At 52.7% G+C, this 25,584-nt stretch carries 21 protein-coding genes; 9 read left to right on the top strand and 12 right to left on the bottom strand.

Translation table 11 applies throughout. The annotated features are described in order from the left end of the window. Positions 1 to 29: 29 nt before the first annotated feature. The 5 genes from truA to fabB form a co-directional block, all read right to left on the bottom strand. Entirely contained in the window at positions 30 to 824 is a 795-nt protein-coding gene (gene truA, locus EFO84_RS04050; RefSeq protein ID WP_127346790.1) for a tRNA pseudouridine(38-40) synthase TruA, read from the bottom strand. Further along, the gene (locus tag EFO84_RS04045) at positions 821 to 2,773 is read right to left on the bottom strand and encodes a FimV/HubP family polar landmark protein (protein ID WP_127346789.1); all 1,953 of its coding nucleotides are present in this window, start codon (positions 2,771 to 2,773) and stop codon (positions 821 to 823) included. Before EFO84_RS04045 ends, truA begins: the two co-directional genes overlap by 4 nt. Positions 2,774 to 2,828: 55 nt before the next feature. Then, positions 2,829 to 3,845: an aspartate-semialdehyde dehydrogenase gene (locus EFO84_RS04040; protein WP_127346788.1), complete on the bottom strand. Its 1,017-nt coding sequence runs from the start codon at positions 3,843 to 3,845 to the stop codon at positions 2,829 to 2,831. Continuing rightward, the gene (locus EFO84_RS04035; protein WP_127346787.1) at positions 3,829 to 4,962 is read right to left on the bottom strand and encodes a 4-phosphoerythronate dehydrogenase; all 1,134 of its coding nucleotides are present in this window, start codon (positions 4,960 to 4,962) and stop codon (positions 3,829 to 3,831) included. The genes EFO84_RS04040 and EFO84_RS04035 overlap by 17 nt, the downstream gene beginning before the upstream one ends. Positions 4,963 to 5,071: 109 nt before the next feature. Continuing rightward, entirely contained in the window at positions 5,072 to 6,286 is a 1,215-nt protein-coding gene (fabB, locus tag EFO84_RS04030; RefSeq protein WP_127346786.1) for a beta-ketoacyl-ACP synthase I, read from the bottom strand. 137 nt (positions 6,287 to 6,423) lie between these two features. Here fabB and mnmC point away from each other — a divergent pair, with 137 nt between their 5' ends. Further along, positions 6,424 to 8,259 (top strand): bifunctional tRNA (5-methylaminomethyl-2-thiouridine)(34)-methyltransferase MnmC2/FAD-dependent 5-carboxymethylaminomethyl-2-thiouridine(34) oxidoreductase MnmC1, encoded by a 1,836-nt coding sequence (gene mnmC / locus EFO84_RS04025; RefSeq protein ID WP_164742371.1) that lies wholly within the window; start codon positions 6,424 to 6,426, stop codon positions 8,257 to 8,259. Here mnmC and EFO84_RS04020 read toward each other — a convergent pair. Then, positions 8,246 to 8,527 carry a YfcL family protein gene (locus EFO84_RS04020; RefSeq protein ID WP_127346784.1) on the bottom strand — a complete coding sequence of 94 codons (282 nt, stop codon included), beginning with the start codon at positions 8,525 to 8,527 and terminating at the stop codon, positions 8,246 to 8,248. The genes mnmC and EFO84_RS04020 overlap by 14 nt on opposite strands. Positions 8,528 to 8,638: 111 nt before the next feature. Between EFO84_RS04020 and fldB the strand changes: the two genes are divergently transcribed. Continuing rightward, positions 8,639 to 9,175 carry a flavodoxin FldB gene (fldB, locus tag EFO84_RS04015; RefSeq protein WP_127346783.1) on the top strand — a complete coding sequence of 179 codons (537 nt, stop codon included), beginning with the start codon at positions 8,639 to 8,641 and terminating at the stop codon, positions 9,173 to 9,175. Here the strand turns inward: fldB and EFO84_RS04010 are convergent. Beyond that, positions 9,158 to 9,625, bottom strand: a complete 468-nt coding sequence (locus EFO84_RS04010) for an HIT family protein (RefSeq protein WP_127346782.1) — start codon at positions 9,623 to 9,625, stop codon at positions 9,158 to 9,160. The two genes, fldB and EFO84_RS04010, sit on opposite strands and share 18 nt — an antisense overlap. A gap of 35 nt (positions 9,626 to 9,660) precedes the next feature. Between EFO84_RS04010 and EFO84_RS04005 the strand changes: the two genes are divergently transcribed. Further along, positions 9,661 to 12,036, top strand: a complete 2,376-nt coding sequence (locus EFO84_RS04005) for a zinc-dependent metalloprotease (RefSeq protein ID WP_127346781.1) — start codon at positions 9,661 to 9,663, stop codon at positions 12,034 to 12,036. On the opposite strand, the gene EFO84_RS04000 is transcribed toward EFO84_RS04005, so the two are convergent. Beyond that, entirely contained in the window at positions 12,033 to 13,667 is a 1,635-nt protein-coding gene (locus EFO84_RS04000; RefSeq protein WP_127346780.1) for a M28 family metallopeptidase, read from the bottom strand. The genes EFO84_RS04005 and EFO84_RS04000 overlap by 4 nt on opposite strands. 172 nt (positions 13,668 to 13,839) lie before the next feature. On the opposite strand from EFO84_RS04000, the gene EFO84_RS03995 reads away from it, so the two are divergent. From EFO84_RS03995 to EFO84_RS03985, 3 genes are all read left to right on the top strand, one after another. Beyond that, complete coding sequence (locus tag EFO84_RS03995; RefSeq protein ID WP_127346779.1) at positions 13,840 to 16,026, top strand: TonB-dependent receptor; 2,187 nt, start codon at positions 13,840 to 13,842, stop codon at positions 16,024 to 16,026. 100 nt (positions 16,027 to 16,126) lie between these two features. Further along, the gene (locus EFO84_RS03990; protein ID WP_127346778.1) at positions 16,127 to 18,352 is read left to right on the top strand and encodes a S9 family peptidase; all 2,226 of its coding nucleotides are present in this window, start codon (positions 16,127 to 16,129) and stop codon (positions 18,350 to 18,352) included. 42 nt (positions 18,353 to 18,394) lie between these two features. Then, complete coding sequence (locus EFO84_RS03985) at positions 18,395 to 18,793, top strand: acyl-CoA thioesterase (protein WP_127346777.1); 399 nt, start codon at positions 18,395 to 18,397, stop codon at positions 18,791 to 18,793. A gap of 29 nt (positions 18,794 to 18,822) precedes the next feature. Here EFO84_RS03985 and EFO84_RS03980 read toward each other — a convergent pair whose 3' ends face one another. From EFO84_RS03980 to cysS, 3 genes are read right to left on the bottom strand one after another with little or no spacing between them, the layout of a single operon-like run. After that, the gene (locus EFO84_RS03980) at positions 18,823 to 19,689 is read right to left on the bottom strand and encodes an MBL fold metallo-hydrolase (protein ID WP_127346776.1); all 867 of its coding nucleotides are present in this window, start codon (positions 19,687 to 19,689) and stop codon (positions 18,823 to 18,825) included. A 44-nt stretch (positions 19,690 to 19,733) separates the two neighbouring features. Then, positions 19,734 to 21,266 (bottom strand): M17 family metallopeptidase, encoded by a 1,533-nt coding sequence (locus tag EFO84_RS03975; protein ID WP_127346775.1) that lies wholly within the window; start codon positions 21,264 to 21,266, stop codon positions 19,734 to 19,736. A gap of 22 nt (positions 21,267 to 21,288) precedes the next feature. Beyond that, on the bottom strand, positions 21,289 to 22,668 hold the full coding sequence (cysS, locus tag EFO84_RS03970; protein WP_127346774.1) for a cysteine--tRNA ligase: 1,380 nt from the start codon (positions 22,666 to 22,668) through the stop codon (positions 21,289 to 21,291). A 125-nt stretch (positions 22,669 to 22,793) separates the two neighbouring features. On the opposite strand from cysS, the gene EFO84_RS03965 reads away from it, so the two are divergent. Further along, on the top strand, positions 22,794 to 23,291 hold the full coding sequence (locus EFO84_RS03965) for a peptidylprolyl isomerase (RefSeq protein WP_127346773.1): 498 nt from the start codon (positions 22,794 to 22,796) through the stop codon (positions 23,289 to 23,291). A 6-nt stretch (positions 23,292 to 23,297) separates the two neighbouring features. Next, positions 23,298 to 24,032, top strand: coding sequence for a UDP-2,3-diacylglucosamine diphosphatase (locus EFO84_RS03960; protein ID WP_127346772.1), 735 nt, complete (start codon positions 23,298 to 23,300; stop codon positions 24,030 to 24,032). On the opposite strand, the gene miaE is transcribed toward EFO84_RS03960, so the two are convergent. Next, entirely contained in the window at positions 23,999 to 24,763 is a 765-nt protein-coding gene (gene miaE, locus EFO84_RS03955) for a tRNA isopentenyl-2-thiomethyl-A-37 hydroxylase MiaE (RefSeq protein ID WP_127346771.1), read from the bottom strand. The two genes, EFO84_RS03960 and miaE, sit on opposite strands and share 34 nt — an antisense overlap. Positions 24,764 to 24,951: 188 nt before the next feature. On the opposite strand from miaE, the gene EFO84_RS03950 reads away from it, so the two are divergent. Further along, complete coding sequence (locus EFO84_RS03950) at positions 24,952 to 25,551, top strand: Yip1 family protein (protein ID WP_127346770.1); 600 nt, start codon at positions 24,952 to 24,954, stop codon at positions 25,549 to 25,551. Positions 25,552 to 25,584 lie beyond the last annotated feature (33 nt).

Here is a 25,584-nt window from a genome sequence, read left to right as displayed (position 1 = left end):
TAGCGCTCACTGCGCAGTAAAAACTGGTCTTAACAGCCAAGCCAAAGCGGCCCTAATGAGGTTTTCGGTAGACCCCACTGCGGCGGATAATCCACCTCGACTAAATACAACCCATGCGGCTTCGCCGTAGCCGCAGCTAAGGTGCGATCACGGCTTGCCAACAACTCTGCCAGCCATGATTGCGACTGCAGGCCTTTTCCGACCTCTAGTAAACTACCAACAATGTTGCGCACCATATGATGCAAGAAGGCGTTAGCCGCCACCTCAATGACGATAAAATCGCCATGGCGACGCACCGAGATTTCGGTCAAACAACGATTGGGTGAATGAGATTGGCATTGCGCAGCACGAAAGGCACTAAAATCATGTTCGCCCAACAACGCTTGCGCTGCCTGATGCATCGCCTCGGTATCCAACGACTGATGATAATGACTCACACCAAGGCCTAAAATAGCTGGGCGCATAGCGCTATTGGCAATGATATAACGGTAACGCCGCCCAACGGCACTGAAGCGGGCATTGAAGTCAGGCGCTACATAATGCGCCCAACGCACCGCCACACTGTGCGGTAGGTTGCTATTCACGCCCATAGTCCAGGCCGCAAGGTTACGCGGCTGCTCACTATCGAAATGCACCACCTGCCCAGTAGCATGCACACCCGCGTCGGTGCGCCCAGCACAGGTTAGCTGCACTGGGTGCGCAGCTATTTTAGCGAGCGCCTGTTCCAACACCTGTTGCACAGTGGTGACTTCACGTTGCCGTTGCCAACCATAAAAGGCGCTGCCATCGTATTCAATGCCCAGCGCAATTCGTGTCAGACTCATCGACCGCTCTGGCTATCCAATTGCTGTAATAATAATGCGGCTTCGCGATCAGCATCGGCGTCATCGCAACCAATGATACGTTTGAGTAAAGCCCGCGCATCATCTAATTCACCCATATCGATATAGGCTTGCGCTAAATCAAGCATGGCCGCAGGGGTTTTACTCTCGTCGTAGCTACTGCTATCAAAGTCAGGTTGCTCATCATCGCTAGTTTGCTCGGCACTATCGGCCTCGTTCAGCAGACTATCAATCGACACATAACCGTCAGATTGTTCGATGTTTTCATCGGCTAGCGACCAGCTACTCAAACTATCGTCGGCCAGTTTCGGCTCACGTTTAGCTACCGGTGGCTGACGCTCGTCTTCAACCCGGCTATCGCCATCAGCTGGTGCTTCTAAGCTGGCTAACAGCCGCGCAAAGTCATCGTCATCTTCAAGCCCAGTAACCGCCGCATCGCTGCTTTCTATCGCGGCTTCGGTGCCGGCTTCGCTTTCGTTGCCGGTGATATCATCATCACCTAGGTAAAATTCGTCATCGGCAGCCAATAATGGATCATCACTGGATACTTCAAACTCACTCAGATCGAATTCTTGCTCAGCGCCGATAGTGTCATCGGTTGCTGCTTCTGCGCTCTGTTCATCGCCACTGTTGGCATCTAATTCGCCGAACATCGCAGCGAGTTCGTCGTCATTGTAATCCGAGTTGATCGCAACATCATTCGCGTTAGTATCTGCTGTCGCTAGCGTTTCATCATTGCCGTTATCAAGCTCATACTCTTGCTCGCTGGCCATGGTGTCTACCACGACCGCAGCGCCAGTGACCGCGGCTAACCCAGTGACCACGGCATTCGCATCAATGCTATCGGCATCTTCAGAACTGCGACTGGATGGCTGATGCGGTTCAGCGCTGTCATCAGCCTTGGACTCGTCATTGACATCATCAGTGCCAGCATCGATGCCGTCATCGGCAGGGCTATCAGCGCTATCCTCTGGCGCTTCAGTTTGTTGCTCAAATTCTCGTTTGATACGACGAACATAGGCCATATACATCAGAATCAATAACAACAATACCGGCACCGCAATCACTACGTAAAGTTGCGGTGGCTGCAACACCCAATCGAGAAAGTCTGGGGTGCTGCGCTGTGTATTACTTGATTTAGCAGTTTGTGTTGGCGCTTTAGCGACCGGCTCAGCTGGTTGCTCAACCACTGCTTGTTCGACCACCGGCTGCTCAACCACTGGTTGTTCAGTTTGCGGTTGTTGCGGTTGCAACACACCGGTTTGCTCGATGGTCTCTTGGTTACCCTCAACACCTGGCACTTGCGTGGCTAACTCACCGGCAATGGCATCAATTTCTTGGTCGATAGCACGGTCTTCTGCCAACTGCACTTTCAACGCTTCGAGCTCGGCGGTAACATCGTTCAAGCGTGATTGCAGCGCTGCATTTTCGCTTTGCAACGCTTCAATCATGCCAATAGACCCGGCCAGTCGATCGCGCAAGTCACGCAGTTCTTCGGCTTTAAATTGCACTGTATCAGTGCTTTTTAGCTGCTCAACCTGCTCATCAGGTTGCTGTGGTTGTTCGGTTGGCGTGGACGCTAACTTGCCCACCGCAGGGATCACCAAGTAGTAGCCATCCATCATGCGGTCTGGGCGATTATCAATAAACACGCGCGGGTTGGCGGCGACAATTGCATCCATCATCTCGTACACGCTGACGCCAGCCTGACGACCGTAGTAGCTGGCAATGGTCCACATGGTGTCACTGGCAACAATTGGACCGAAACGGTCTACCTGCCAGCGTGAAACCTGTTGCGCCTGCCAGGCCAGTGCTTGCCATACGACTGTATGCGCTCCCGCAGGCGCGACCTTGGTATGCGCAGGCACAGCGAAGGCGCTGGCCAAGCCAACCAGAAGTGCTACTGCACTGATGGAGAGTTTCCGTGTCATTGGTAATATCCTGTTGTTATCGTTCTATCGACAAGCCTATACGAAAATCAATCACTTAAATATAGTCGCGAATTAAATGTTCAGCAATCTGAATACTATTGGTCGCGGCGCCTTTACGAACGTTGTCGGCGACAACCCACAAGTTTAAGCCGTGTGGGTGCGAAATATCATTACGAACGCGACCAACGAAAACTTCATCACGACCAGCAGCATTGCCCACTTGGGTCGGAAAATCAGCATTACTATCAAGTAATACCACACCGGCTGCGTTGCGCAGTAATTCCTTGGCTTGTACCGCATCAAGTGGCTGCTGGGTTTCGATGTGTACCGCTTCAGCATGACCGAAAAATACCGGGACGCGAACCGCAGTGGCATTCACACGAATGCTGCTGTCACCCATGATTTTTTGCGTTTCCCACACCATTTTCATTTCTTCTTTGGTGTAGTCGTTATCCATAAATACATCAATTTGCGGAATGCAGTTAAAGGCGATTTGTCGACTAAAGGTTTCCACTTCAACCGCACGACCGTTTAACAGCGCTGCAGTTTGCTTGGCTAACTCTTCAATCGCTTCTTTACCAGCACCCGATACCGACTGATAGGTGGCCACGTTGATCCGCTCAATGCCAACCGCATCATGAATCGGCTTCAGTGCCACCAACATTTGAATCGTTGAACAATTCGGGTTGGCAATAATGTTGTGATTGCGGAAATCAGCAATCGCATGGGCATTCACTTCAGGCACCACCAGTGGGATGTCATCTTGGTAGCGAAATTCTGAGGTGTTGTCGATGACGATGCACCCAGCATCCGCCGCCCGCGGAGCATAAATGCGTGAAATAGCACCACCGGCAGAAAAGAAGGCAATCTCGACCTGGCTCCAGTCAAACGTATCGGCATCTAATACGGTTAACTCACTTTCGGCAAAGTTCACCGTGGACCCAGCCGAACGGCTACTCGCCAGCGGGTATAAGGTCCCAACTGGAAAGTTGCGCTGTTCTAACAGTTCAATCATGTGCTGACCAACCAAGCCTGTGGCACCCAAAACCGCTACATTATAAAGCCGAGACATGTTGCTTCCCATTCGCTAAAAGAGGTAAACCGGCGCTTAGCAATTCAACGCGCGGGTGATAATTTTTTCGTAACCCATCAAAACCGGCAGGCGTCAGCCCATGCTGGCGCAACTGCCGATCGTCGAGTCGTATATCATAAAGCGCCAGCACCGCAGATGCCAGTGCTCGCCAATGCTTTAGCTCTGTAGCACCGTGGTACTGCGGTAATTGCCAGCGTGCCAACAGCGCGGCTAACGGTGGAAGTTGTGCCTCACTGCCCAAACGCTGCCGCAATTGCTCAGCCAACTGCCAGCTCGCTCCCACTTTACCAGCCAAACTATGACCAGCGATATGTGCCGTCGCCAAGGCAATATGTGGCAGCAAATCAGCAGGTACTTGTGGCTCAAACTCCCACACATCAAATACCCACTGCAGCCGCTGCCCGCGCACAATAGCTTGACGTACCGCCGCCTCACTGACGACCGCGCCACGACTGGCATTAATGAACCAGCAATCGGGACGCAATTGGGCCAGTTGTTGCTGGTCAAACAAATGATAGGTGGCATGCGGGCCGTCATGACTTAAGGGCACATGACAACTAATTACCGCTGAGTTCAGCACGCGCTGCCAATCGGCGTGCGGCGTGATGTCGCTGTCACCTGCTGGCTGCGCCGATAACAGTGGGTCATAATAATGCACCGTTAAGCCCAGCGCTGCCAGCCGCGCTCCGGCAGCGCGACCGGTGTGTCCGGCTCCAACAATGGCCACTTCACCTTGCGGTAAACCGCCGTGAGCGAGACTCAGTGCAGCCACCGCACTCAACACATAATCGCCCACTGCTTGGGCGTTTACCCCCGGTGTATGCGAAAAGGCCACGCCAGCGGCGGCCAATGCGGCTTGGTCAATGTGCTCAGTACCGATAGTGCCGGTGGCTACCCACTTTAAGTTGGGGGCGTGGCGCAATAACGCCGCATCAACGCGAGTCACTGAGCGAACCCACAGAACTTCAGCAACTGCCAGTTGCTCGGCACTGGGCTGACGCTCAGAAAAACTGCTAATGGTTACCGGCCGTTCGGCACAGACTAGCTGACAGAGCTCTTCAGCCAGCGGTAAATTCGCATCAACCAATATCTGCATAGCGAAGAGACTATCTCAACGTTGTCGAATGAATGATGCCTTGAGCATACAAAAAGGTGCGCCTAAGCGCACCCTTTTTATGGCATTTCTGTGACAGCTTAACGCTTTCTTAACCGTTAAACTTACGCATCACTAAGGTGGCGTTGGTACCGCCAAATCCGAAGCTGTTCGACATCACGGTGGTTAAGTCGGCAGGCGTCATTTTGGTGATCACATTCATACCCACGGCTGCATCATCGAGGGTTTCAACGTTAATCGATGGCGCGACAAAGCCATGTTGCAGCATCAGCAAACTAAAGATAGCTTCATGCACACCTGCAGCCCCTAAGGCGTGACCGGTCATGGCCTTGGTAGCACTGATCATCGGTGGCTTATCACCAAATACCGCACGCACTGCTTCGAGTTCTTTGACATCACCTACCGGCGTACTGGTGCCGTGGGTGTTCAAATAATCAATCGGAGTATCGACGGTTGATAGCGCCATTTGCATACAGCGCATCGCCCCTTCACCGGATGGCGCGACCATGTCGTAACCATCTGAGGTAGCGCCGTAACCAACGATTTCAGCGTAGATATGCGCACCACGGGCCAACGCAGTTTCTAGCTCTTCAATCACTAAAATACCGCCACCACCGGCCGGCACAAAGCCGTCGCGGTTGGCGTCATAGGTGCGTGAGGCTTTGCTTGGGGTATCGTTATATTTGGTGCTCAGTGCGCCCATGGCATCGAATTCCATGCCTAAGGTCCAATGCAGCTCTTCACCGCCACCAGCAAATACGCGGTCTTGCTTGCCCAACTGAATCAATTCCATAGCGTGACCGATACAGTGTGCTGAGGTAGCACAGGCTGAGCTGATGGAGTAATTCACCCCTTTGATTTGAAACGGTGTGGCTAAACACGCAGAGGTCGTTGATGCCATACAACGTGGCACCATGTATGGGCCAACGCGCTTCACGCCTTTTTCGCGGCAAGTATCAGCAGCAGCAACTTGGTGTTCACCCGAAGCGCCACCCGAGCCGACCACCAAGCCGGTACGAATATTTGACACTTGCTCGTCGGTCAGGCCAGCATCTTCAATGGCCTGGGCCATCGCCAAGTAAGCGTATGCTGCAGCACTCCCCATAAAGCGCAAGGCTTTACGATCGATATGTTCTTCGGGGTTGATACGAACAGGGCCCCACACTTGACAGCGCAGCCCCATATCGGCAAATTCTTGAGAAAACTCGATGCCCGAACGCCCTTGTTGAAGCGATTCCAACACCTCTTGTTTGTTCACGCCGATACTGGACACAATGCCCATACCGGTAATCACTGCTCTTCTCATGCTAGGTTCCTGTCTTACTGAGCGCTGCTGTATGGTAGCCCAGATCGGTAAAAAAGTGGTCTGCTTTCAAGCTTTTTAACAAAAAATTGTTACACTATTGCGCATCATACTTCGCAACTGCCAATGAGATGTCTGCTGTGAAAAAGCCTACCCCTGCAACGGTCACATTTAATGCGCATGGCTTACCAGTGGCCACTGAATTCGATGATATCTATTTCGCTAACGCTGATGGCTTAGCCGAAAGCCGATACGTGTTTTTACAGCAAAACGATCTTAGCACACGCTGGCAGCAGTACCCAACGCAACCTTTTGTGATTGCCGAGAGTGGCTTTGGTAGTGGGTTGAACTTGCTCGCCAGCTGGCAACTGCTGCGCCAGCAGGGCCATCCAGACCTGCGCCTGCATTACATCAGTTTTGAAAAACACCCATTACAACGCGACGACTTAGCCCGCACCTTACAGGCCTTCCCCGAGTTAGCCGAACTAGCGGCGGAATTGCTAGCCGCCTACCCAGCCGCTGCACCGGGGTGCCAACGCATATTGCTCGAGGGTGGCCGCATTGTCGTTGATTTATGGCTCGGCGATATCTTGGAATTGTTACCAGAATGGCTTCCAAGCGCCAGTGGTCGGGTCAATGCCTGGTATTTAGACGGTTTTGCCCCAGACAAAAACCCCGCCATGTGGCAGCCCGAATTGTTCACCGCCATGGCGCAAAGTGCCGCAGCCGATTGTACTTTTGCCACCTTTACTGCTGCTGGCTTTGTGCGCCGTGGCCTACAACAAGCGGGTTTTAGCGTGCAACGACACAAAGGCTATCGGCATAAACGCGAAATGCTGGCCGGCCACATCCACACAGCCCCAGCCCAAGCAGCCGTGGCAGTGCCGAGCACGGTCACTATCGTCGGTGCGGGTATTGCCGCAGCCTGTGCGGCGGTTGCGCTGCAACGCCAAGGCATTAGCGTAACCGTACTTAGTAGCGGTATCGCTGATGGCGCCTCGGGTAATGCCCAAGCAGCGGTCTATCCGCTGCTACAAGGCGAGCTCAGCCCCATCAGCGAATTTTTCTTAGCGGCTTTTGCTTATGCGCAGCAGTTTTACCGTTGTTATGCACCCGATCTGTGGCACCCCGTCGGCGTTCTGCAACTTGCTTTCAATGACGAGCGCCAGCAGCGCCAAGCCAAAATTGCTGGCAGCATGGCGCCTGGGCATTACAGTAGCGAGACCGTGCAGTACTTTAGCGCCGCGCAAACGCAGGCGCATTGGCAGCAATTACCGCCCTTGGAGAGCTTATATTACCCCAGTGGTGGTTGGTTACCGGCGGCGCAAATGGTGCAGCGCTTATTACACCGGGTGACCATACACAACGCCACAGTCACCGCACTGCAGCGCCGAGCTGATGGTTGGCAGCTCAAGCTAAGCGATGGTAGCCGCCATGACTGCACAACCCTGTTGCTGGCAGGCGGTGGCTCGATGACCGAATTACTCGCGCCATATGGCATTCGCCTGCAAAACGTTCGTGGCCAAGTTAGTTACGTCGCAGCGAATACCACCTCAGCGCACTGCCCATCGGTGATTTGCTACAAGGGTTACTTTACCCCGGCACAACAGGGCCAGCATTGCCTGGGGGCGACCTACGCACGACAATTTGTGCCCGCTGACGCCAACCAAGTTAAAGCGACTGATGATGCCGAAAACTTGGCAACTATTGCCGACAACCTGCGGCAGTTGCCCTGGACGCAGCAACTCAACCTCACCAGCTCTCGGGCATCACTTCGCAATACCAGTCGTGATCATATGCCAGTGGTAGGTCGTATTAGTGAACAATTGTGGGCCATTGCTGGGTTAGGCTCACGCGGCTTTACCAGTGCGCCATTAGTAGCTGAAGTGATTGCCGCCGAGTTAGCTCAGCAGCCGTTACCGTTGCGAGCAGGGCTGCGGCAACGCCTACAACCGCAGCGTCTTAGGGATGCTTAACCGCCGCTAGCTGGGCCAGAAAATCTTGAATGTGTTGAAAATCAGCGGGGCTGAGCTCATGCCGGGCAGCCTCTACCGAGGCCATGACCGCTGGCATCACCGCGGCAGCATCGGCTTGCGCATTGAGCTCAAGCTGCGCCACCACCAAATCAACATGACCACGTAAATAGCCACTGGCAAACAGTTGGTCATCGTTACCGTTCAACACAGTGGCGTCAAAAACCGCTTCGAGCGCTGCTACGTAGTCATTAAAGGCTGAATTGACCATGGTGATCCTTGCTATTTTTGCCCGCTGGGGCTGCCAAAATGTGGCGCATAGCATACTACATTTATGGCACTTTCTGATACACTTGCGCCAGCAAAAAGAGGTTGCTTAAGTATGACACAACGCATTGGCCTATTTTATGGCTCTACAACCTGTTACAGCGAAATTGCCGCAGAAAAAATCCAAGCCCAATTCGCCCCGGGCGTGGTTGAGCTGCACAACATCAAAGATGTGCCATTAGCTGCCAGTGAAGACTATGAGGTGATCATTTTTGGCCTATCGACCTGGGACTTTGGCGAGATCCAAGAAGATTGGGAGAGCCATTGGAGCGACATCAGTAGCTTACAGTTGGGCACTAAAATTGTGGCTTTATATGGCATGGGCGACCAAGTTGGCTATACCGATTGGTTTCAAGATGCGCTCGGCATGCTGCACGACGAACTGGCGAGCCACAGCGGCACCCGCAACTGCATTCGTATCGGCTTTTGGCCCAATCAAGGTTACGATTTCGCCGCCTCGAAAGCGCTCACCGAAGACCGCCAATTCTTTGTCGGCTTAGCGCTTGATGAAGATAGTCAGTACGAGTTAAGCGATCAACGCATCGCTGATTGGTGTGCGCAACTACGCGCAGAGTTAGCCCAACTGCAATAGTTCACGCCAGCGCGCAATGGCCGCCTCGCGCTGCGCCGCAGCCATCGGCTGCCGTGGCGAGTGGCCCCACACCGGTGCTGGCCATGCCGCATCGCCCTCAGCACGTAACACTACGTGCACATGCAGTTGCCGCACCACATTACCGAGCGCGCCAATATTCAGCTTATGCCCGCGGCCATGCTGACGTAATCGCGACGCTACATGCTGCACCGTGCTGGCCAACTGCTGCTGTTGCACTACGGTCAAATCAATCAGCTCAACCGCGCCAACCACCCGTGGCACCACCACCAGCCAATCATAACGCTGCTCATCAAACAGCAGTACATCGTTACCCTGTAATTCCATCAGCCAGCAACTGTCCGCAGCTAAGCGCGTATCTAACGCAAAAGATTCAATGCCCAGCGCAGCTGTGCTAGTGTTTTGTTTGGCTTGGCGATGCGAATCGCTCATCAAATGTCCAACCTTCTTAAAACGGATGTGAAGTTATGAAATCACGCATTATCGCGTATTGGCTGATGGCTGTTGCGGTGCTGAGTTATAGCCACTGGGCCACGGCGCAAGAACAGCCTGATGCTATTGCTGAATTTACTGCGCAAATGCAGCATCAGCAAGGCTTCTTCGATTTTTATCATGCCGCCGAGCAGGGTAAGTTCTACCTGCAAGTGCCGCGCAACAATGCTCAGTTTATCTTTCAAACCAGCTTACCCTGGGGTTTAGGCTCTAACGATATCGGTCTTGATCGCGGTCAACTGGGCGCCACACGGCTGGCGAGTTTTTATCACCAAGGTGACAAAGTGTTGCTACTGCAGCATAACACCCAATTTCGCGCTAACAGTGATAATGCCGCCGAACGCGCCAGTATCGAGGAAGCCTTCGCGGCCTCGGTGATTGCCGGTTTTAGCGTAGTTGCTAGCAATGCTGACAGTGTACTGATTGATTACACGCCGTTTTTACTCAGCGATACCCATGGGGTGGTTGCGCGTTTGACACAAACCAAGCAAGGTAACTACAAATTGGCGCCTGAGCGCTCGGTAATTTATCCGCCGCGCAGTAAAGCCTTTGTTGATAATACCGAATTAGAAGCCAAGGTAACTTTCTCAGGTTCAGGAACCGGCAGCTATGTGCGTAGCGTCGCCGCTGATGCCGACCATCTCACCTTGCACTTGCACCACTCGTTTATTCGTTTACCCGACGACGGCTATCAAACCCGCGCCTTTCACCCGCAAAGTGGCTTTTGGGCCGAGCAATATCTTGATTATGCCGCACCACTGGGGCAATCCATGCGCGTGCAAGTGATTCCGCGGCATCGTTTTGACGGCTCTGAACCGATTGTTTATTACCTCGACCCAGGTGTGCCTGAGCCGGTTCGCAGCGCTCTGCTTGAAGGTGGTCAGTGGTGGGCACAAGCATTCGCCGCCATTGGTTACCCCGATGGCTTTCAAGTACGCGAATTACCACCTGAAGCTGACCCCATGGACGTGCGTTACAACGTCATTCAGTGGGTGCATCGTGCCACCCGCGGCTGGTCCTACGGAGCCTCCATTATTGACCCCCGCAGCGGTGAAATCCTCAAAGGTCATGTTACCTTAGGTTCGTTGCGGGTACGGCAAGACATGCTAATTGCTCAAGGGTTGTTAGCCCCATATCAAGCCGATCTGAGTAGCAGCGAACAGCAGCAGCTACTGGATGATATTGAGGCTATGGCACTGGCGCGCATTCGTCAGCTTTCGGCACATGAAATCGGTCATACCCTCGGCATTGCCCATAATTTCGCCGCCAGCAGCAATGACCGCGCCTCGGTGATGGACTATCCACATCCACTGGTAAGCTTAAACCTCAACGGTGATGGCGTGCGTTTGGCCGATGCCTATGCCGAAGGTCTCGGTCTGTGGGATAAGCAAGTGGTCGCTTACGGGTATGGTAGCGCGGACCCCAACACTGTACTGGCGCAAAATAAGCAACTCGGGCTGAGTTTTATCTCTGATGCCGACGCCCGCGCTAGCGGTGGCGGTCATCCCGACGCTCACTTGTGGGATAACGGCAGCGATGCAGTCACCGAACTCGAGCGTATTCTTGCGGTACGGCAGCATGTGTTGAGTAACTTCGGCCTGGCTAATCTGGCGCCACAACAACCGGTAAGCCGACTGCAGCAAGTGCTGGTACCGATGTATCTGTTGCATCGCTATCAAGTAGAAGCGGCGGTAAAAATGCTCGCCGGGGTGCACTATGATTATGCCATCAACGATGGTTCAGCACCGCTACTACGGCCAGTGAATGCGGCACAACAGCAGCGCGCTTTGGCGTTGTTGAGTCAAACCTTAAGTGCGGAAAAATTGCGCTTGCCGGACAGCATTAGTCGCTTGTTGACACCGCCTGCCTACGGCGAAGATGGCAATGACCGTGAGTTGTTTAAAGGCTTGACGGGGCTGTTCGCCGATACCGATAGTATGGCGGCCAGCAGCGCACGCTTTAGTTTGCAGTTATTACTGCAACCACAGCGTTTAGAACGCTTGGCGCAGCAACGCCAAACCGACAACACCATACCAAGTATTGCGCAAGTACTTGCCGCGGTGACTGAACAGAGTATTGAGCCAGCGTACCGCGCCAGTGCCGATAGCCTGCAGGTGCGTTTAGCCTTTGAGAGTTTGACTGCGGTGGTGGAGACGTACCTGCAACCGCAACTGAGTGCGTCGGTGAAAGCCCCGCTGTATCAATTCTTACAGCAGCAACAGCAGGCCTGGCAGCAGGCTCCCGCGAGTGCCCATCGCGATTTTGCCCTGCACGCACTGGCGCTGTTGTGGCAGCATCAGCAGTGGCCGTTGCACGCTGCACCGGCCCTGCCGCCTGGCTCGCCGATTTAGTCGAGCTTGCCGAAAAAGCTTTCAGCTAGCCAACGTGGACGCTCGTCTGCGTTGGCAATTTCTTGACCAATAGCATAGTTGATATTGGTAAAGGTCACACCGGCTTGGTAATTGATCGGTAAGTCGGTGCTGTCACTGGGCCGATGATAATGTTTGGCAAAGAATTCACCCCAAATTTCACCACCATTTTCGTCCTCGTTCTTGGCGGTAAAGCCAGTCATCAAGAATACCGCGGGCACACCTTTTTTCACGAACGCATAGTGATCAGAACGGGTAAAAATAGCCTGCTCTGGCATCGGGTCCTCACTCAGCGCAATACCAAACTGGCCAGCTGCTTTGGCCACGCTATCACCCATGGTTGAGTGAGTTGAACCAAAGGCAATCACGTCGGCAAAATCGTACAGCAACACCGGCATATCCAAGTTTACGTTACCGACAATTTGGTGCATCGGTACAGTCGGATAATGGGCAAAATAATCCGCTCCCAACAAGCCACGCTCTTCGGCGGTAACCGCTAAGAATAAAATCGACCGGCGCGGAGCCTTGCCGGCATCAACGAACATCCGTGCGGTTTCGAGCATCACCGATACGCCTGAGGCATTGTCCATAGCGCCATTATTGATATGATCGTCTTGGCTTAAGTCTTTGGTGACGCCAATATGGTCAGAGTGGGCGGTATACAGCACGTACTCGTCAGCTAACTCAGCATCACTGCCGGGTAATATAGCCGCCACATTGGGGCTACTAATCTCGCTGTGCACAGATTCTTTACCAAGAGTTGCAGTGAGACCCAATTCAAAGCCTCGTGGTGATTCACCGGCGCTGGCTTGGGCAAAAATATCGCTCAACGCGGTCGGCGCATTGACGAACAGCTTCTCGGCCGCTTCATGATGCACGTACGCAGAGGCGGTAAAGTTCTTATAGGTTTGATTAGGTTCGCCATCAGCGTTTAACCAGCGCACGCTCGGCGCCCGCTGATACATGATAGAAACCTCATACGGGCGCACTTCTTCACGTTCAGGGCTATGCAAGGTGATCATGCCAACCGCACCGCGCTCGGCAGCGAATTTACTTTTGCTGCTGTTTAAATGGGCACCCTCTTCGCTTGGCAACGACTCTGGGCGACCCGTCAAACTCACCACAATTTTACCGCTGACATCAAGACCGGCGTAATCGTCAATGCCAAAGGCTTCTGACACTAAACCATAGCCAACAAACACTAACGGCGCAGTGACCGATTCGGTTTCTGAATACGAACTGGGGCCGGTCAGAAATTCCTTTGGATAGGCCAAGCTAAAAGTCTGATCACCATTAACCACAGAAAAACTAGCGCTGTTCTCTTTCAACGTACTGCTGCGAAATTTCACCCGTTGAAAATAGCTACCGTTGTCGCCGGCCGGTTGTAAGCCTAACTTTTTGAACTCTGCGGCAATGTACAGCGAGGCGATTTCGTGACCACGGCTGCCGGTGTCACGGCCTTCTAGATCATCACTTGCCAAAAATTCTAAATGCGCTTGCAACGCGTCGGCATCGGCGCTAACTGCGCTGGTAGCGGCATCGCTCTGGTTATTACCACAACCCACCAACCAAATGCCGAGCACCGCGGCGCTTACTAAATAACGTAACTGCATGATGTTGTTTCCAGTGAAATAAGAAAAATGATCCGCCACAGTCTACCCAAGCTCAGCGCCAATCACTAGCACTTGCTGAAAAAGCATTGCACGGCAATATTGTTATAGTATAACATTACATTCATGAGTCTATTGGATATCACCTAACACCTTTGTTTCGCGGAGTTCATTTATGTGGTCGAAAACCCCGATTGCCCTTATCGTTGCCGCTGTTTGTGCTGGTTCCCTGCAACCGAGTTACGCGCAACAAGCACAAAACAACGACGATAGTCGTGAGCATCAACACGAAAATACCGAAGTGATTCGCATCACCGCTGACCCGTTAGCGCGTAACCAATTAAATTCAGCCCAGCCGGTGACGGTGTTAGCCGGTGACCTGCTGCGCGAACAGCAACAACATACCTTGGGCGATACCCTCGCCGATTTACCGGGTATTAGCGCCACGCACTTTGCTGGAGTCGCCAGTAGCCCGATTATTCGTGGCCTCGACGGCCCACGAGTGAAAATCACTCAAAACGGTTTAGACACCGCTGATGTCTCACGCGGTAGCCCCGATCACGCGGTCACCACTGAAACCTCAACCGCACAACAAATTGAAATCTTACGCGGCCCAGCTACCTTGCTGTATGGCAGTGGTGCGATTGGCGGCGTCGTTAACGTGGTTGACCAACGTATCGCGCAGAATTTTGTTGGCGGTCAACAAGGTTTCTTCGGCCTCAGTCTCGATAGCGCCAGCAACCGCCGTGAGGGCCAAGTCGGTTTCAGCGCTGACCACAAATCCACCGTCTGGCATGCCGATGCCTTCAAGCGTCGCAGCGATGACTATGAGGTACCGACCTATACCAATGATGAAGGTGAGCGCCTGAACTATGTTGAAAATAGTTTCGTCGATGCACAAGGTATCAATACCGGTGTCAGCTATATCTTCGATGAAGGCTACTTTGGTGTGTCTTATGGTCGCTTGGAACAACAGTATGGTATTCCGGGCCATGCCCATCACGGTGAAGAGCATGATGATGAGCATGGTGACGAGCACGCCGACGAACATGGCGAAGAGGTCGGCCCATTCGGTGACTTGTGGCAAAACCGTATTCAAGTTCATGGTGGCTGGCAGAACCCGACCGACGCCATCAAACAACTCGAATTACGCTATGGTTTTACCGATTATCAGCACCAAGAAATTGAAGATGGCAACCCGGCGACCACTTTTACCAATCGCCAGCATGAGCTGCGTTTAATTGCCAATCACCAGCCGCTGGCAGGCTGGAACGGTGCCGTTGGTTATCACTATTTTGACCAGCAGCAACAAGCCTTCGGTGAAGAAGCCTACACGCCGCCATCAGACACCAGCCGCCATGCGTTATTCTGGTTGCTAGAGCAGCAATTGGGTGAGTTTAACTGGCAAACCGGTGCCCGTGTCGAGAACGTCTCGGTCACCGCAAGCAATGCTGAGTTATTAGGCAACCAAAGTTACGACTTTACCCCAGTGTCCGCCTCACTCGGCTTTACCGTGCCGCTTAACAGCACGCTACAGCTGGCGTTGAATCTAAGCCATGCGCAGCGGGCTCCGTCAGCTAACGAGATCTTCTCGAACGGCGCTCACTTAGCCACCCAAACCTACGAATTGGGCTTGGTCTATGAGCTGCACGAAGAAGCCGAGCACGATTATCACATCGAGCTCAATAGTCGCCGCCCAGCCATTGAGAAGGCCAATACCATTGACCTCAGCCTGCACTACGAGCAGCCGAACTATCACCTTGATTACACGATTTTTTATAACCGTATCAATGATTTCGTCTTCAGTGCTATCAGCGGTGTCAACAGCCTTGATTTAAGCCACGGTGATGAACATGGCGACCAGCATGCTGATGAGCATGGCGGCGAACATGACCATGAAGAAGGTCTGCCGGTATTAATTAATCAACAGCGTGACGTTGAACTCTTCGGCTATGAGCTAAGCGGTGCCTGGCGTATCAACGAGCGTTGGGAACTAAGTGGTTTTAGCGACTTTATCCGCGCTCGTAGCCTTGATGGTGACGGTAATTTGCCGCGTATTCCGGCGCATCGTTTCGGCACTGATTTACGCTATCTAGCCAGTGATTGGGAAGCCAAACTTGGCTATACCTACTACTTCAAGCACGAGCAATTGGCCGCCAATGAAACCGTGACAGATAGCTTTGCGTTGCTGGATGCGCAGCTGAATTTGTTCCCACAAACCCTGAGTGACATGGGCATGAGTGTTTATCTCAAAGCTGAAAACCTCACCAATGAACTCGGTCTGCTGCATACTTCTTTCTTAAAAGAAGATGCTCCAATTCGTGGCCGTAACTTCAGTATTGGCCTGCGGGGTGAATTCTAGCGCACTGCACGGGCGCTTTATCGCAGCTTGTCAGCAGCCGCTGCCTGCTTTGTTACACTATGCATTGATATTCTAACGATGATAGAGGAACACAGCAGGCATGCGTTTCACGCACTATTTGACCGGACTGTTGATAGGGCTACTGATGGTGCATTCAGCGCACGCTGAATTAACCATCGAGCGGATTTTTTCAGCCCCCAACCTCACCACTGCCGCGCCCCAGCAATTACAGTTTTCTCCGGCCGGTACTGTGGTCAGTTATTTGGCCGGTTCAGCCGAGCAACCACAGGTCTATGATCTGTGGCTGTATGATGTGCGCGCCAATCAACACCGCCGCTTAGTCAGTGCCGAGCAGTTGGTCGCCAACCCGGTGCGGCTGTCCGCTGAAGAACAAGCTCGGCGTGAACGCCTGCGCATCCGCGCCAGCGGTATTGTCGACTACAGCTGGTCACCCAGCGGTGATGCCATTTTATTTCCGCTTAATGGTCAATTATTTCTCTATCAGTTAAGTGACAACAGCGTCAAACAACTAACCGTAGCCACCATGAGTGCTACTGATGCGCGTTTCTCCCCGCAAGGTACGTACGTTAGCTTTGTGCATGACCATAATTTGTGGGTGATTGAACGCGCTAGCGGCAGTGTGCGCGCGCTCACCCGCGACGGTACCGCCACCGTCCACTATGCCACCGCAGAATTTATCGCCCAGGAAGAAATGCAGCGAATGAGTGGCTATTGGTGGAGCCCCGACGAGCAGCACATTGCTCTGACCAAAGTCGACCTCAACCCAGTAGCGGTGATGTCTCGTACCGATATTCATGCTGATCGTACCGAAGTGGTGCAACAACGCTATCCGGCAGCTGGTGCTGCTAACGCTGTGGTCGATTTAGGCATTTTAAGCCTCGACAACAATAGCCCGAACAGCAGCATTCGTTGGTTACAATTACCCACCCAACACGGCAATGGCTATTTAGCCCGGGTGAATTGGGTGACCGATAGCAGCCGCTTGAGTTACCAATGGCAAAACCGTAGTCAAAGCGAGCTGACGCTTTACCTGCACGCCATCAATGCACAACGCTCGCAAGCCCTATTGCGCGAAAGCAGCGATAGCTGGATCAATTTGCATGATGACCTGACCTTTTTGGCCGACGCCCGCCATTTTATTTGGTCCTCGGAGCGCAGCGGTTTCAAGCACCTCTATTTGTATCGGCTCGATGGTAGCTTAATTCGCCAACTAACCAGTGGTGACTGGCAAGTTGATGCCTTAGCGCGGGTCGACGAGACCGCTGGCTATGTGTATTTCACCGGCCGCTATAACAGCCCGATAGAGCGTCACTTGTACCGTACCAGTCTGACTACCAGCAACCCCAGTCAACCAACGCAACTGAGCAGCCAACCCGGCATGCACCAAGTAGTATTTGCCAGTGATGCGCGCAGTTACATCAATTATTTCTCTAGCCCACAACAACCGCCGCAAGTCAGTCTGCATGGGCCCAGTGGTGAACGCATTGCCTGGTTGCATGAGAATAAAATCGATAACACTCACCCACTCGCCGAGTACTTGAGTAGCTGGCGTTACCCCGAATTTGGCACGCTAAACGCGGCCGATGGCCAAGTTCTGCATTATCAACTGACCAAACCGGTTAATTTTGCTGATAACCGCCGTTATCCAGCGGTGGTACTGGTCTATGGTGGCCCGCGCGCGCAGCGTGTCACGCGCAGTTGGGGCGACTACTTTGCGCAGTATCTGGCGCAACAAGGCTTTGTGGTATTCCAACTGGATAATCGCGGTAGCGGCAATCGAGGTAAGCAATTCGAGCGGCCAATCTTTCGCCAACTCGGACAGGTTGAAGTCACCGACCAACAGCTCGGCTTACAGTTTTTGCAAAAACTGCCCTACGTCAACGCTGAACGCATTGGCGTATTTGGTCACAGTTACGGGGGCTATATGGCGCTGCATATGGTGTTGCGCTTACCTGAGGTAGCCAGCGCCGTCGCCGGCGCACCGGTCACCGATTGGGCCTTGTACGACACCCATTACACCGAGCGCTACTTGGGTACCCCGCAAGACAATGCCGAAGGTTATCAACGCGCCTCGGTGTTGAGCTATGCCAAGCAACTCAGCAAACCGTTGCTGATCTATCACGGCATGGCCGATGACAATGTGTTGTTCGACCATACCGCCAAGCTAACCTTTGCTCTGCAAGACGCCATGTTGCCGTTTGAAATGATGGCCTACCCCGGCAAAGCACATGGCCTGTATGGCCGCAGTACCAGCATTCACCGCTATCAGATGATTGCCGACTTTTTTGTGCGCACACTGAAATAAACGATATACTGAGCGCATCACAAGTCACCGGAGATAGTTCTGATGCGCTTTTTATCTCGTCGTTTAGTTATGCCCAATGACCTGAATTTTGCCGGCTCACTGTTTGGTGGCCGAATTTTGGAATGGATTGACGAAGAAGCTTATATCTTTGCCGCCTGTCAATTAGACCACAAAAGCTTAGTCACTAAACACATTGGTGCCATCAGTTTTGAAACCTCGGCTTATCAGGGCGATGTGGTGGAATTTGGCCTTGGCGTACAAGCCGTGGGACGCACCTCAGTGACGGTCACCTGCGTGGTACGTAATAAGCAAACCAAGCAGAACATTTGTGTTGCCGATGACATTGTGTTTGTGCACATTGACCCTGAAACACGTAAACCGCTACCGCATGGCAAAACCAAACAACAATTAGACATGCTGAAAGTAGAAGCACCGGCCTAAAGCCGGTGCTCACACTAAGCCACAAAAGCTTAGTTCAAATCTTTATACAAGGTGCGGATCCAACGCTCTTCGTTGATGAAACCCCATGACCAGTCCGCCCATTTGGCGTCAAGACCTTGAGCGACCGCTTGATCTTCCGTTAAGCCAGCGCTTTGCATGCTGCGTACTTCTTCACGGGTGACTTTGATCATTGATACTAAACGCTGCCAGTCGGCCTTTTTCGACAAGCCTCCGTGACCTGGGATAATCAACGTTTCATCATCGATATCGGCCATGACCGCTTCAATGGCATCAATATAGCCCTGTACGCGGCCACCTGAATTCAAATCAATGAACGGAAAGCGATCAACAAAGAACAAGTCTCCGGCGTGGATGACATTCGCCGATGGGAACCATACCACTACGTCACCGTCGGTGTGCGCGGCCGGATAATGGGTCATTTGAATAGTTTCATCGCCTACTTTGAAGCCTAGTCCGCCTGCAAAGGTAATAGTCGGTAAGCCGCTCTTGTCAAACCGGGTGTCGGCGTCTAAGCGCGCCAGCACGTTGGCATGAGCAATGCGGTTCTCAACACCTTTGGCGGCAAACGCTGCATTACCATTCACGTGATCGCCATGAAAGTGGGTATTGATTAAGGTTTTCAGCGGTTGCTCGGCTAACGCGGCAATGGCTGCGGCAATTTTATCAGCCAGCGGCGCATATTGGGCATCAACCATTACCACTTGGTCAGCACCAACGAATACCCCAATGTTACCGCCTTGACCGGTTAACATGTAAACCCGCTCACCCACTTCAGTGGCCTTAATCTCAACGTTATCCATCGAGGATTGTGCGAGTGCAACCGTGCTACTCAATGCCAAACTGGTGGCGATTACCCAGTGTTTCCAACCGTTCATTGTTATCTCTCCAAGGCTATATACGTGCTACAAGAGTCGCTCGATTAGCGCGATAAATAACGCCCCGCAAAGCTCGCCACCGGCGTTGCCGTTGGCTTACCATGCTGCCAATCGCCACCTTCTACACCACTGCCAGCAATATCGACATGAATGTAAGGCAGCGGCTGCTGGCTATTATTACCATGCTGATCAAGGCCCGCCGCAATGGTTAAAAATGCCATCGGGAATTGATGCCCACGCTTGGTGGTTGCTGAGGGTCCATTGTTACTCGACAACACATCATCGGCGCGCGTACGCGCCCGCACAAACTGAAAATCTTCCCGCCGTGACCACGAGATCTCGCTTGGGTCGCCGTACAACTCACCGGCTTGCCAAAGTGGCTCGATGCAGTCGTTTACGCGCGCCGGACCATTCGGGATCAACGCGGTGTAAGGACCTTTTGACAAAGCCGCATGACCGGTCAGGGTAGCGACACTAAATAATTCCGGGTTGGCATAACTGGCCGCGCTAACGCGCAAATGACTGAGCAAATCAGCCAACAACAGACGCCCTTCGGCATCGGTGTTACCAATGCGCACGCGCACACCACTATGGCCAGTAATAATTTCGTCGGCAACGAAGGCTTCAGCGCCAATACTATTGCGCACTAAACCCAGCTCGGCCACCACATTAATGGTCTCTGGGCGCAATAGCGCCACACTTTTGATAAAGCCAGCAACACCCGCTGCACCACCTTTGTCACGGCTCATACCAGCCATATGACCGTTAATTTTTAAATCCGCGCCGCCGGTGTCATAGACAATACCTTTACCGGCGAACATCAGCGTTTTCTCGGCCGCTGGCGCTTTATATTCCAAGCGTACCACACACGGACGGTGCCGTTCGACTTGCACACTCGAACGGGCCACCGCCATCAGCAACGGATAATCACGGCGCAACTGCTCAATATCGTCGATGACGGTGACTTGCACCGGCGATTGCGCAAAGGCTTGCTGCAAATAGCGAGCAAAGTTACGCGCGCTCATGCGCTCTGGCTCAGTACCACATAAGTCACGGGCTAAGCGTTTACCCGCTTCAATAGCCATCAACCAATCGCCATTAACACTGGCCACCAAGCCCATTTCAGTAATCGGCTCTAACGCCTCTTCACCATGCGCTTCGCGCGCTTCTAACGGTTGATACAAAGCTTGACACGCGCCCCAATAAGCAACCGCTTCAGCTTGCGCAAACGGCCCCTCAGCGGGTAATCCAAACACCACCAACAACGGTTTACGCGCGCCCGCTTGTTCGGCAATTTTTGCCGCCACACCGGCAGCTTCAGCCACTTGCCGTACATCGGCATAATCGCTGTCTAAGGCCCCTGTTGGCGCACAGATCAGCCGCCCGCCCGGCACTTCACTGGGCACTAATAAAGCACTGTGGCCGACCCGTTGGTCAAGCCGCTTGGCGCGTTTCACATGAGCGCTAAAATCAGCCGGAAGCGTCTGGTTAAAGTCTCCAACTAACAGCACCGCATCAAAATCATGCGCCGCTGCTTGAGCAAAATCGTCTAATACAGTTAATCGTGGAAATGCCATACTGCCTCCGTTAATGCATGTTTTAGGTGATACGCCGCCATTTTGTACCGTGTGGCGTGTCTTCTAACTCAATATTCAGTGCGCTCAATTGCTGCCGCGCGGCATCGGCTCGTGGCCAGTCTTTGGCAGCGCGTGCGGCATTGCGCTCGGCAATTAATGCTTCGATCTGAGCGGTATCATCGCCAGCGCCTTGTAAAAATTGCTCGGGATCGTGCTGTAAAATACCCAAGATCGCCGCTAGGCTGCGCAACTCAGCCGCCAGCAACGCTGCTTGTTCCGGCTGTTCACTGCGCAAACGGTTGATATCACGCGCTAATTCAAATAATACCGGCATGGCTTCAGGCACGTTGAAATCGTCATCCATAGCCTGGTTAAAGCGCTCGGCATAGGCGGCGGTTTGCTCCGCTTGACGAGCTACCACAGCGACATCACGCAAGGCGGTGTATAAACGCTCTAAACTGGCGCGCGCTTGATTGAGGTTGTCTTCAGTATAGTTCAGCTGCGAACGATAATGGCTAGAGAGCAAGAAAAACCGCACGGTTTCAGCGTCATAGGCCTTCAACACCTCACGAATGGTGAAAAAGTTACCCAACGACTTGGACATTTTCACTTCATCCACCTGCACCATACCGCTGTGCATCCAGTAGTTCACATAGCTGCTTTGGTTGGCACAGCAACTCTGCGCCACTTCGTTCTCATGGTGTGGAAAAATCAAATCTGAGCCACCGCCATGAATATCAAAATGCTCGCCTAAATGGCGCTTATTCATCGCCGAACACTCTATGTGCCAACCGGGGCGACCATCACCCCAAGGCGACGCCCAACTTGGCTCGCCTGGCTTGGCCTGTTTCCACAGCACAAAATCCAGTGGGTCAGTCTTTTGCTGGGTGACTTCAACCCGCGCACCGGCTTGCAGTTGCTCCAAATTCTGCCGGCTCAGCTGGCCGTAGTCAGCAAAACTACTGACATCAAACAGCACATCGCCATCAGCCGCCACATAGGCATAACCACCGGCTAACAACTGCTCAATCATGACAATAATATCGGCCATGTGATCGGTCACCGTTGGCTCAATATCCGGGCGCAGTAAATTCAGCGCATCAAAATCGTCATGCATGGCTGCGGTATAACGGGCCGTGACGGCAGCAATGGGTTCACCATTGTCATTAGCGCGGCGGATAATCTTGTCATCCACATCGGTAATATTGCGCACATAGGTCACCTCATAGCCGCGCGCGCGCAGATAGCGCACCACCATATCAAAGGCCACATAGGTACGCGCATGACCAATATGACAGTAATCATAAATGGTAACCCCGCACACATAGAGCTTCACCTGACCTGGGGTGATTGGCACAAAAGCCTGTTTACTGCGGCTGAGGGTATTGAAAATGGTTAACATGCGGTGCTTTACTCCAAATGCGTAGCGCGGTGGTCATTTTTGTCCGCTCATCATACCGCAAGCTGTAGCCTTGTCACAAACGATGGTAAACTTGCCGCGATAAATTCAATTTTTGGAGATTAACCATGTTTGTAACCCTGCACACCAATCACGGCGATATTAAAATTGAGATGTATGCCGACAAAGCGCCTGCCACGGTAGAGAATTTCGTCACTTATGTGAAAGAAGGCTTTTACAGCAATACTTTGTTTCACCGCGTCATCAAGGGTTTCATGATCCAAGGCGGCGGCTTTAATCTCGAAATGATTCAAAAGCCAACCCGCGCCACCATTAAAAACGAAGCTAACAACGGCTTAAAAAATGTCATCGGCAGTATCGCCATGGCGCGTACTCAAGACCCCCATTCAGCGTCATCACAGTTTTTCATCAATGCCGCCGATAACGACTTCCTTAACTTCCGCAATGAGAGCGTGGGTGGCTGGGGTTACTGCGTATTTGGTCAAGTGGTTGAAGGCATGGCGGTCGTTCAGGCTATTGAGCAAGTACGTACTGGCAGCGCTGGCTTCCATCAAGACGTGCCGGTCGACGACGTGGTGATTGAAAGCGCCAGCGTCAGCGAGTAATAACCCGTGAGTTGTTGGTTGGTAGCCGATCTGCACTTAAGCCCAGCGCGCCCTGATATCAGTGCGCTGTTTGCTGAATTTTTGCAGCAGTTAGCCACGCAGCAGGCGCAGGCGCTCTATATTTTGGGCGATTTAGTTGATGCCTGGATCGGCGATGATGACCACAGTGCCTTTGCCCTGCAATTACAGCAGCAACTGCGACAACTTACCGACAGCGGTGTGCCGGTCTACTTTATGGCCGGTAACCGCGACTTTTTAATTGGTGCTGAATTTGCCAAGCGCACCGGGGTGCAATTATTGTCCGAACCAACGCTCGTCACGCTGCGCCAGCAACCCACGTTGTTGCTGCATGGTGATAGCCTGTGTACCGCCGATAAGAGCTATCAACGCTTTCGCCGCATTATTCGTGCGCCTTGGGTGACCAAGCTCCTACTGGCCTTGCCACTATCCATGCGGATGCGAATTGCCCGGCGCCTGCGTGCGGCCAGCAAAACCCAACAGCCGTTAAGCCCACAGCAACTGCAACTGATGGATGTCACCCCAGCGGCGGTCACCGCGCTGTTTGAACGCTATCAGGTCAGGCACATGATTCACGGCCACACCCATCGCCCTGCCGTACATCAGCATCACCTTAGCGATGGCAGCATCGCCGAGCGTATTGTGCTGGGCGATTGGTACCAGCAAGGTAGTATGCTGAAAGTCGATGATCAGGCGGCCGAGCTTCTCACCCAGCCGCTGTGAAAACGAAACTCGGTATCCTCTGAGGTTATTAAGTCAGCCTCAACACCACCAAAGAAAGCCACCCGCTCGCTAATATCATGACCGGCAATTTGCTCGGCTAAACTCAGATAGTCCTGATAATGACGCGCTTCTGAGCGCAACAAGCTGATATAAAAATCGCCCAAAGGCTTATCCACATGCGGTGCCAGCGCGGCAAATCGCTCACACGAACGCGCCTCTATGTAGGCGCCACAAATCAGCTTATCGATCAAGGTAGCCGGTTCATGGGTACGAATATGCCGCAACAGCCCGCGCGCATAGCGGCTTGAGGTGATATTACGATAGCTAATACCGTAGCTCTCCATGATCTCCAGCACTTGATAAAAATGATGCAGCTCTTCTTTAATCAACAGCACCATCTTGTCAATCAAGTCATCGCTGTAGGGGCTGTCACTACGGGCAATCATGTGCTTGCTTAATTTATCGCCACGGGCCAACTGCCGCCAATCGCCGATCTGCCGATAGGTGAAGTCCTCATAGGGCTTTAACCATGCCAGTAGCGCTTCGCCGCTAGCAGCATCCACTGCATATTTACGGATCAAGAACAGCGCCGATTGCGCTGCCTTTAACTCACACACCAAATGGTCGAGCAGCACAATCGGCAAGTTTTCTGGCTTTTTAGCGTCCTCAACCCAAGCCGCCGGGGTATCGCACTGCAAAAATTGCCGAATGGGCGCTAATAAATTTTCCACATTGATCAACCTTTTCGCTATTTCATTACAATTTGCAGGGAAATATCCCCGATCACCCCTGTCAGCGCCTAAAAAGCGCTTGACTCTGCCGAAAAACCGACCAATATAGAATCAAGCCACAGCAAAAAAGTGGCACATACTATAACGATAAAATGCAGTAACAACGACACATGAAGTAGAGGTTTATCATGATTTTAAACCATATTTGGGGATTATACGCCCATCCACTGGAAGAGTGGAAAAGCATTGACCAACGTCACGAGAGCATGACCTTTGCGGTCAGCCACATTCTCATCATCGCCTTATTACCCTGCCTAGCCGCCTATTATGCCTCAGCACACTTAGGTTGGAGTATTGGCGCACGCGAGGCCACCTTTTTATCACAGCAAAGCGCAGTTATCATGGCGGTAGCCATGTATGCGGGTATCCTTGCTGCGGTATTTGCGCTGGGTTATTTGGTGCACTGGATGGCACAAACGTTTGGCGCTAAGCCAACCTTCACCCAGTCTATGGAACTGGCAGCATACACCGCGACACCCGCTATCATGTCAGGCGTAGCCGCACTGTATCCAGAACTGTGGTTTGTCACCATGGTATTTTTAGCCGGCGTGGCCTACTCGGTTTATCTGCTCTATACCGGTGTGCCTATTTTAATGCACATTCCTGAAGAGCGTGGTTTTATCTACGCCAGTTCAGTGGTGACCGCAGGGCTTATTATGCTGGTCTGTCTGATGGTGGCTTCGGCCATTATGTGGACCAACGGCTTCGGCCCTAGCTACGTCAGTTAAACACTGCTCAAACATGAGCTAAAAAGCCAAGTC

The organism is Pseudidiomarina mangrovi (assembly GCF_003999375.1).
GTDB lineage: Bacteria > Pseudomonadota > Gammaproteobacteria > Enterobacterales > Alteromonadaceae > Pseudidiomarina > Pseudidiomarina mangrovi.
The sequence above is the reverse complement of the archived record's forward strand: the minus strand, read 5'-3'. Positions and strand labels throughout refer to the sequence as shown.

Coding starts and splice junctions, on each gene's coding strand:
- truA (WP_127346790.1), bottom strand. CDS start 824: ATGAGTCTGACACGAATTGCGCTGGGCATTGAATACGATGGCAGCGCC.
- EFO84_RS03995 (WP_127346779.1), top strand. CDS start 13,840: ATGTGGTCGAAAACCCCGATTGCCCTTATCGTTGCCGCTGTTTGTGCT.
- EFO84_RS04020 (WP_127346784.1), bottom strand. CDS start 8,527: ATGGTCAATTCAGCCTTTAATGACTACGTAGCAGCGCTCGAAGCGGTT.
- EFO84_RS04045 (WP_127346789.1), bottom strand. CDS start 2,773: ATGACACGGAAACTCTCCATCAGTGCAGTAGCACTTCTGGTTGGCTTG.
- fldB (WP_127346783.1), top strand. CDS start 8,639: ATGACACAACGCATTGGCCTATTTTATGGCTCTACAACCTGTTACAGC.
- EFO84_RS03975 (WP_127346775.1), bottom strand. CDS start 21,266: ATGGCATTTCCACGATTAACTGTATTAGACGATTTTGCTCAAGCAGCG.
- EFO84_RS04035 (WP_127346787.1), bottom strand. CDS start 4,962: ATGCAGATATTGGTTGATGCGAATTTACCGCTGGCTGAAGAGCTCTGT.
- EFO84_RS03950 (WP_127346770.1), top strand. CDS start 24,952: ATGATTTTAAACCATATTTGGGGATTATACGCCCATCCACTGGAAGAG.
- EFO84_RS03985 (WP_127346777.1), top strand. CDS start 18,395: ATGCGCTTTTTATCTCGTCGTTTAGTTATGCCCAATGACCTGAATTTT.
- EFO84_RS04010 (WP_127346782.1), bottom strand. CDS start 9,625: ATGAGCGATTCGCATCGCCAAGCCAAACAAAACACTAGCACAGCTGCG.
- EFO84_RS04000 (WP_127346780.1), bottom strand. CDS start 13,667: ATGCAGTTACGTTATTTAGTAAGCGCCGCGGTGCTCGGCATTTGGTTG.
- EFO84_RS04040 (WP_127346788.1), bottom strand. CDS start 3,845: ATGTCTCGGCTTTATAATGTAGCGGTTTTGGGTGCCACAGGCTTGGTT.
- EFO84_RS04005 (WP_127346781.1), top strand. CDS start 9,661: ATGAAATCACGCATTATCGCGTATTGGCTGATGGCTGTTGCGGTGCTG.
- fabB (WP_127346786.1), bottom strand. CDS start 6,286: ATGAGAAGAGCAGTGATTACCGGTATGGGCATTGTGTCCAGTATCGGC.
- EFO84_RS03980 (WP_127346776.1), bottom strand. CDS start 19,689: ATGAACGGTTGGAAACACTGGGTAATCGCCACCAGTTTGGCATTGAGT.
- cysS (WP_127346774.1), bottom strand. CDS start 22,668: ATGTTAACCATTTTCAATACCCTCAGCCGCAGTAAACAGGCTTTTGTG.
- EFO84_RS03965 (WP_127346773.1), top strand. CDS start 22,794: ATGTTTGTAACCCTGCACACCAATCACGGCGATATTAAAATTGAGATG.
- EFO84_RS03990 (WP_127346778.1), top strand. CDS start 16,127: ATGCGTTTCACGCACTATTTGACCGGACTGTTGATAGGGCTACTGATG.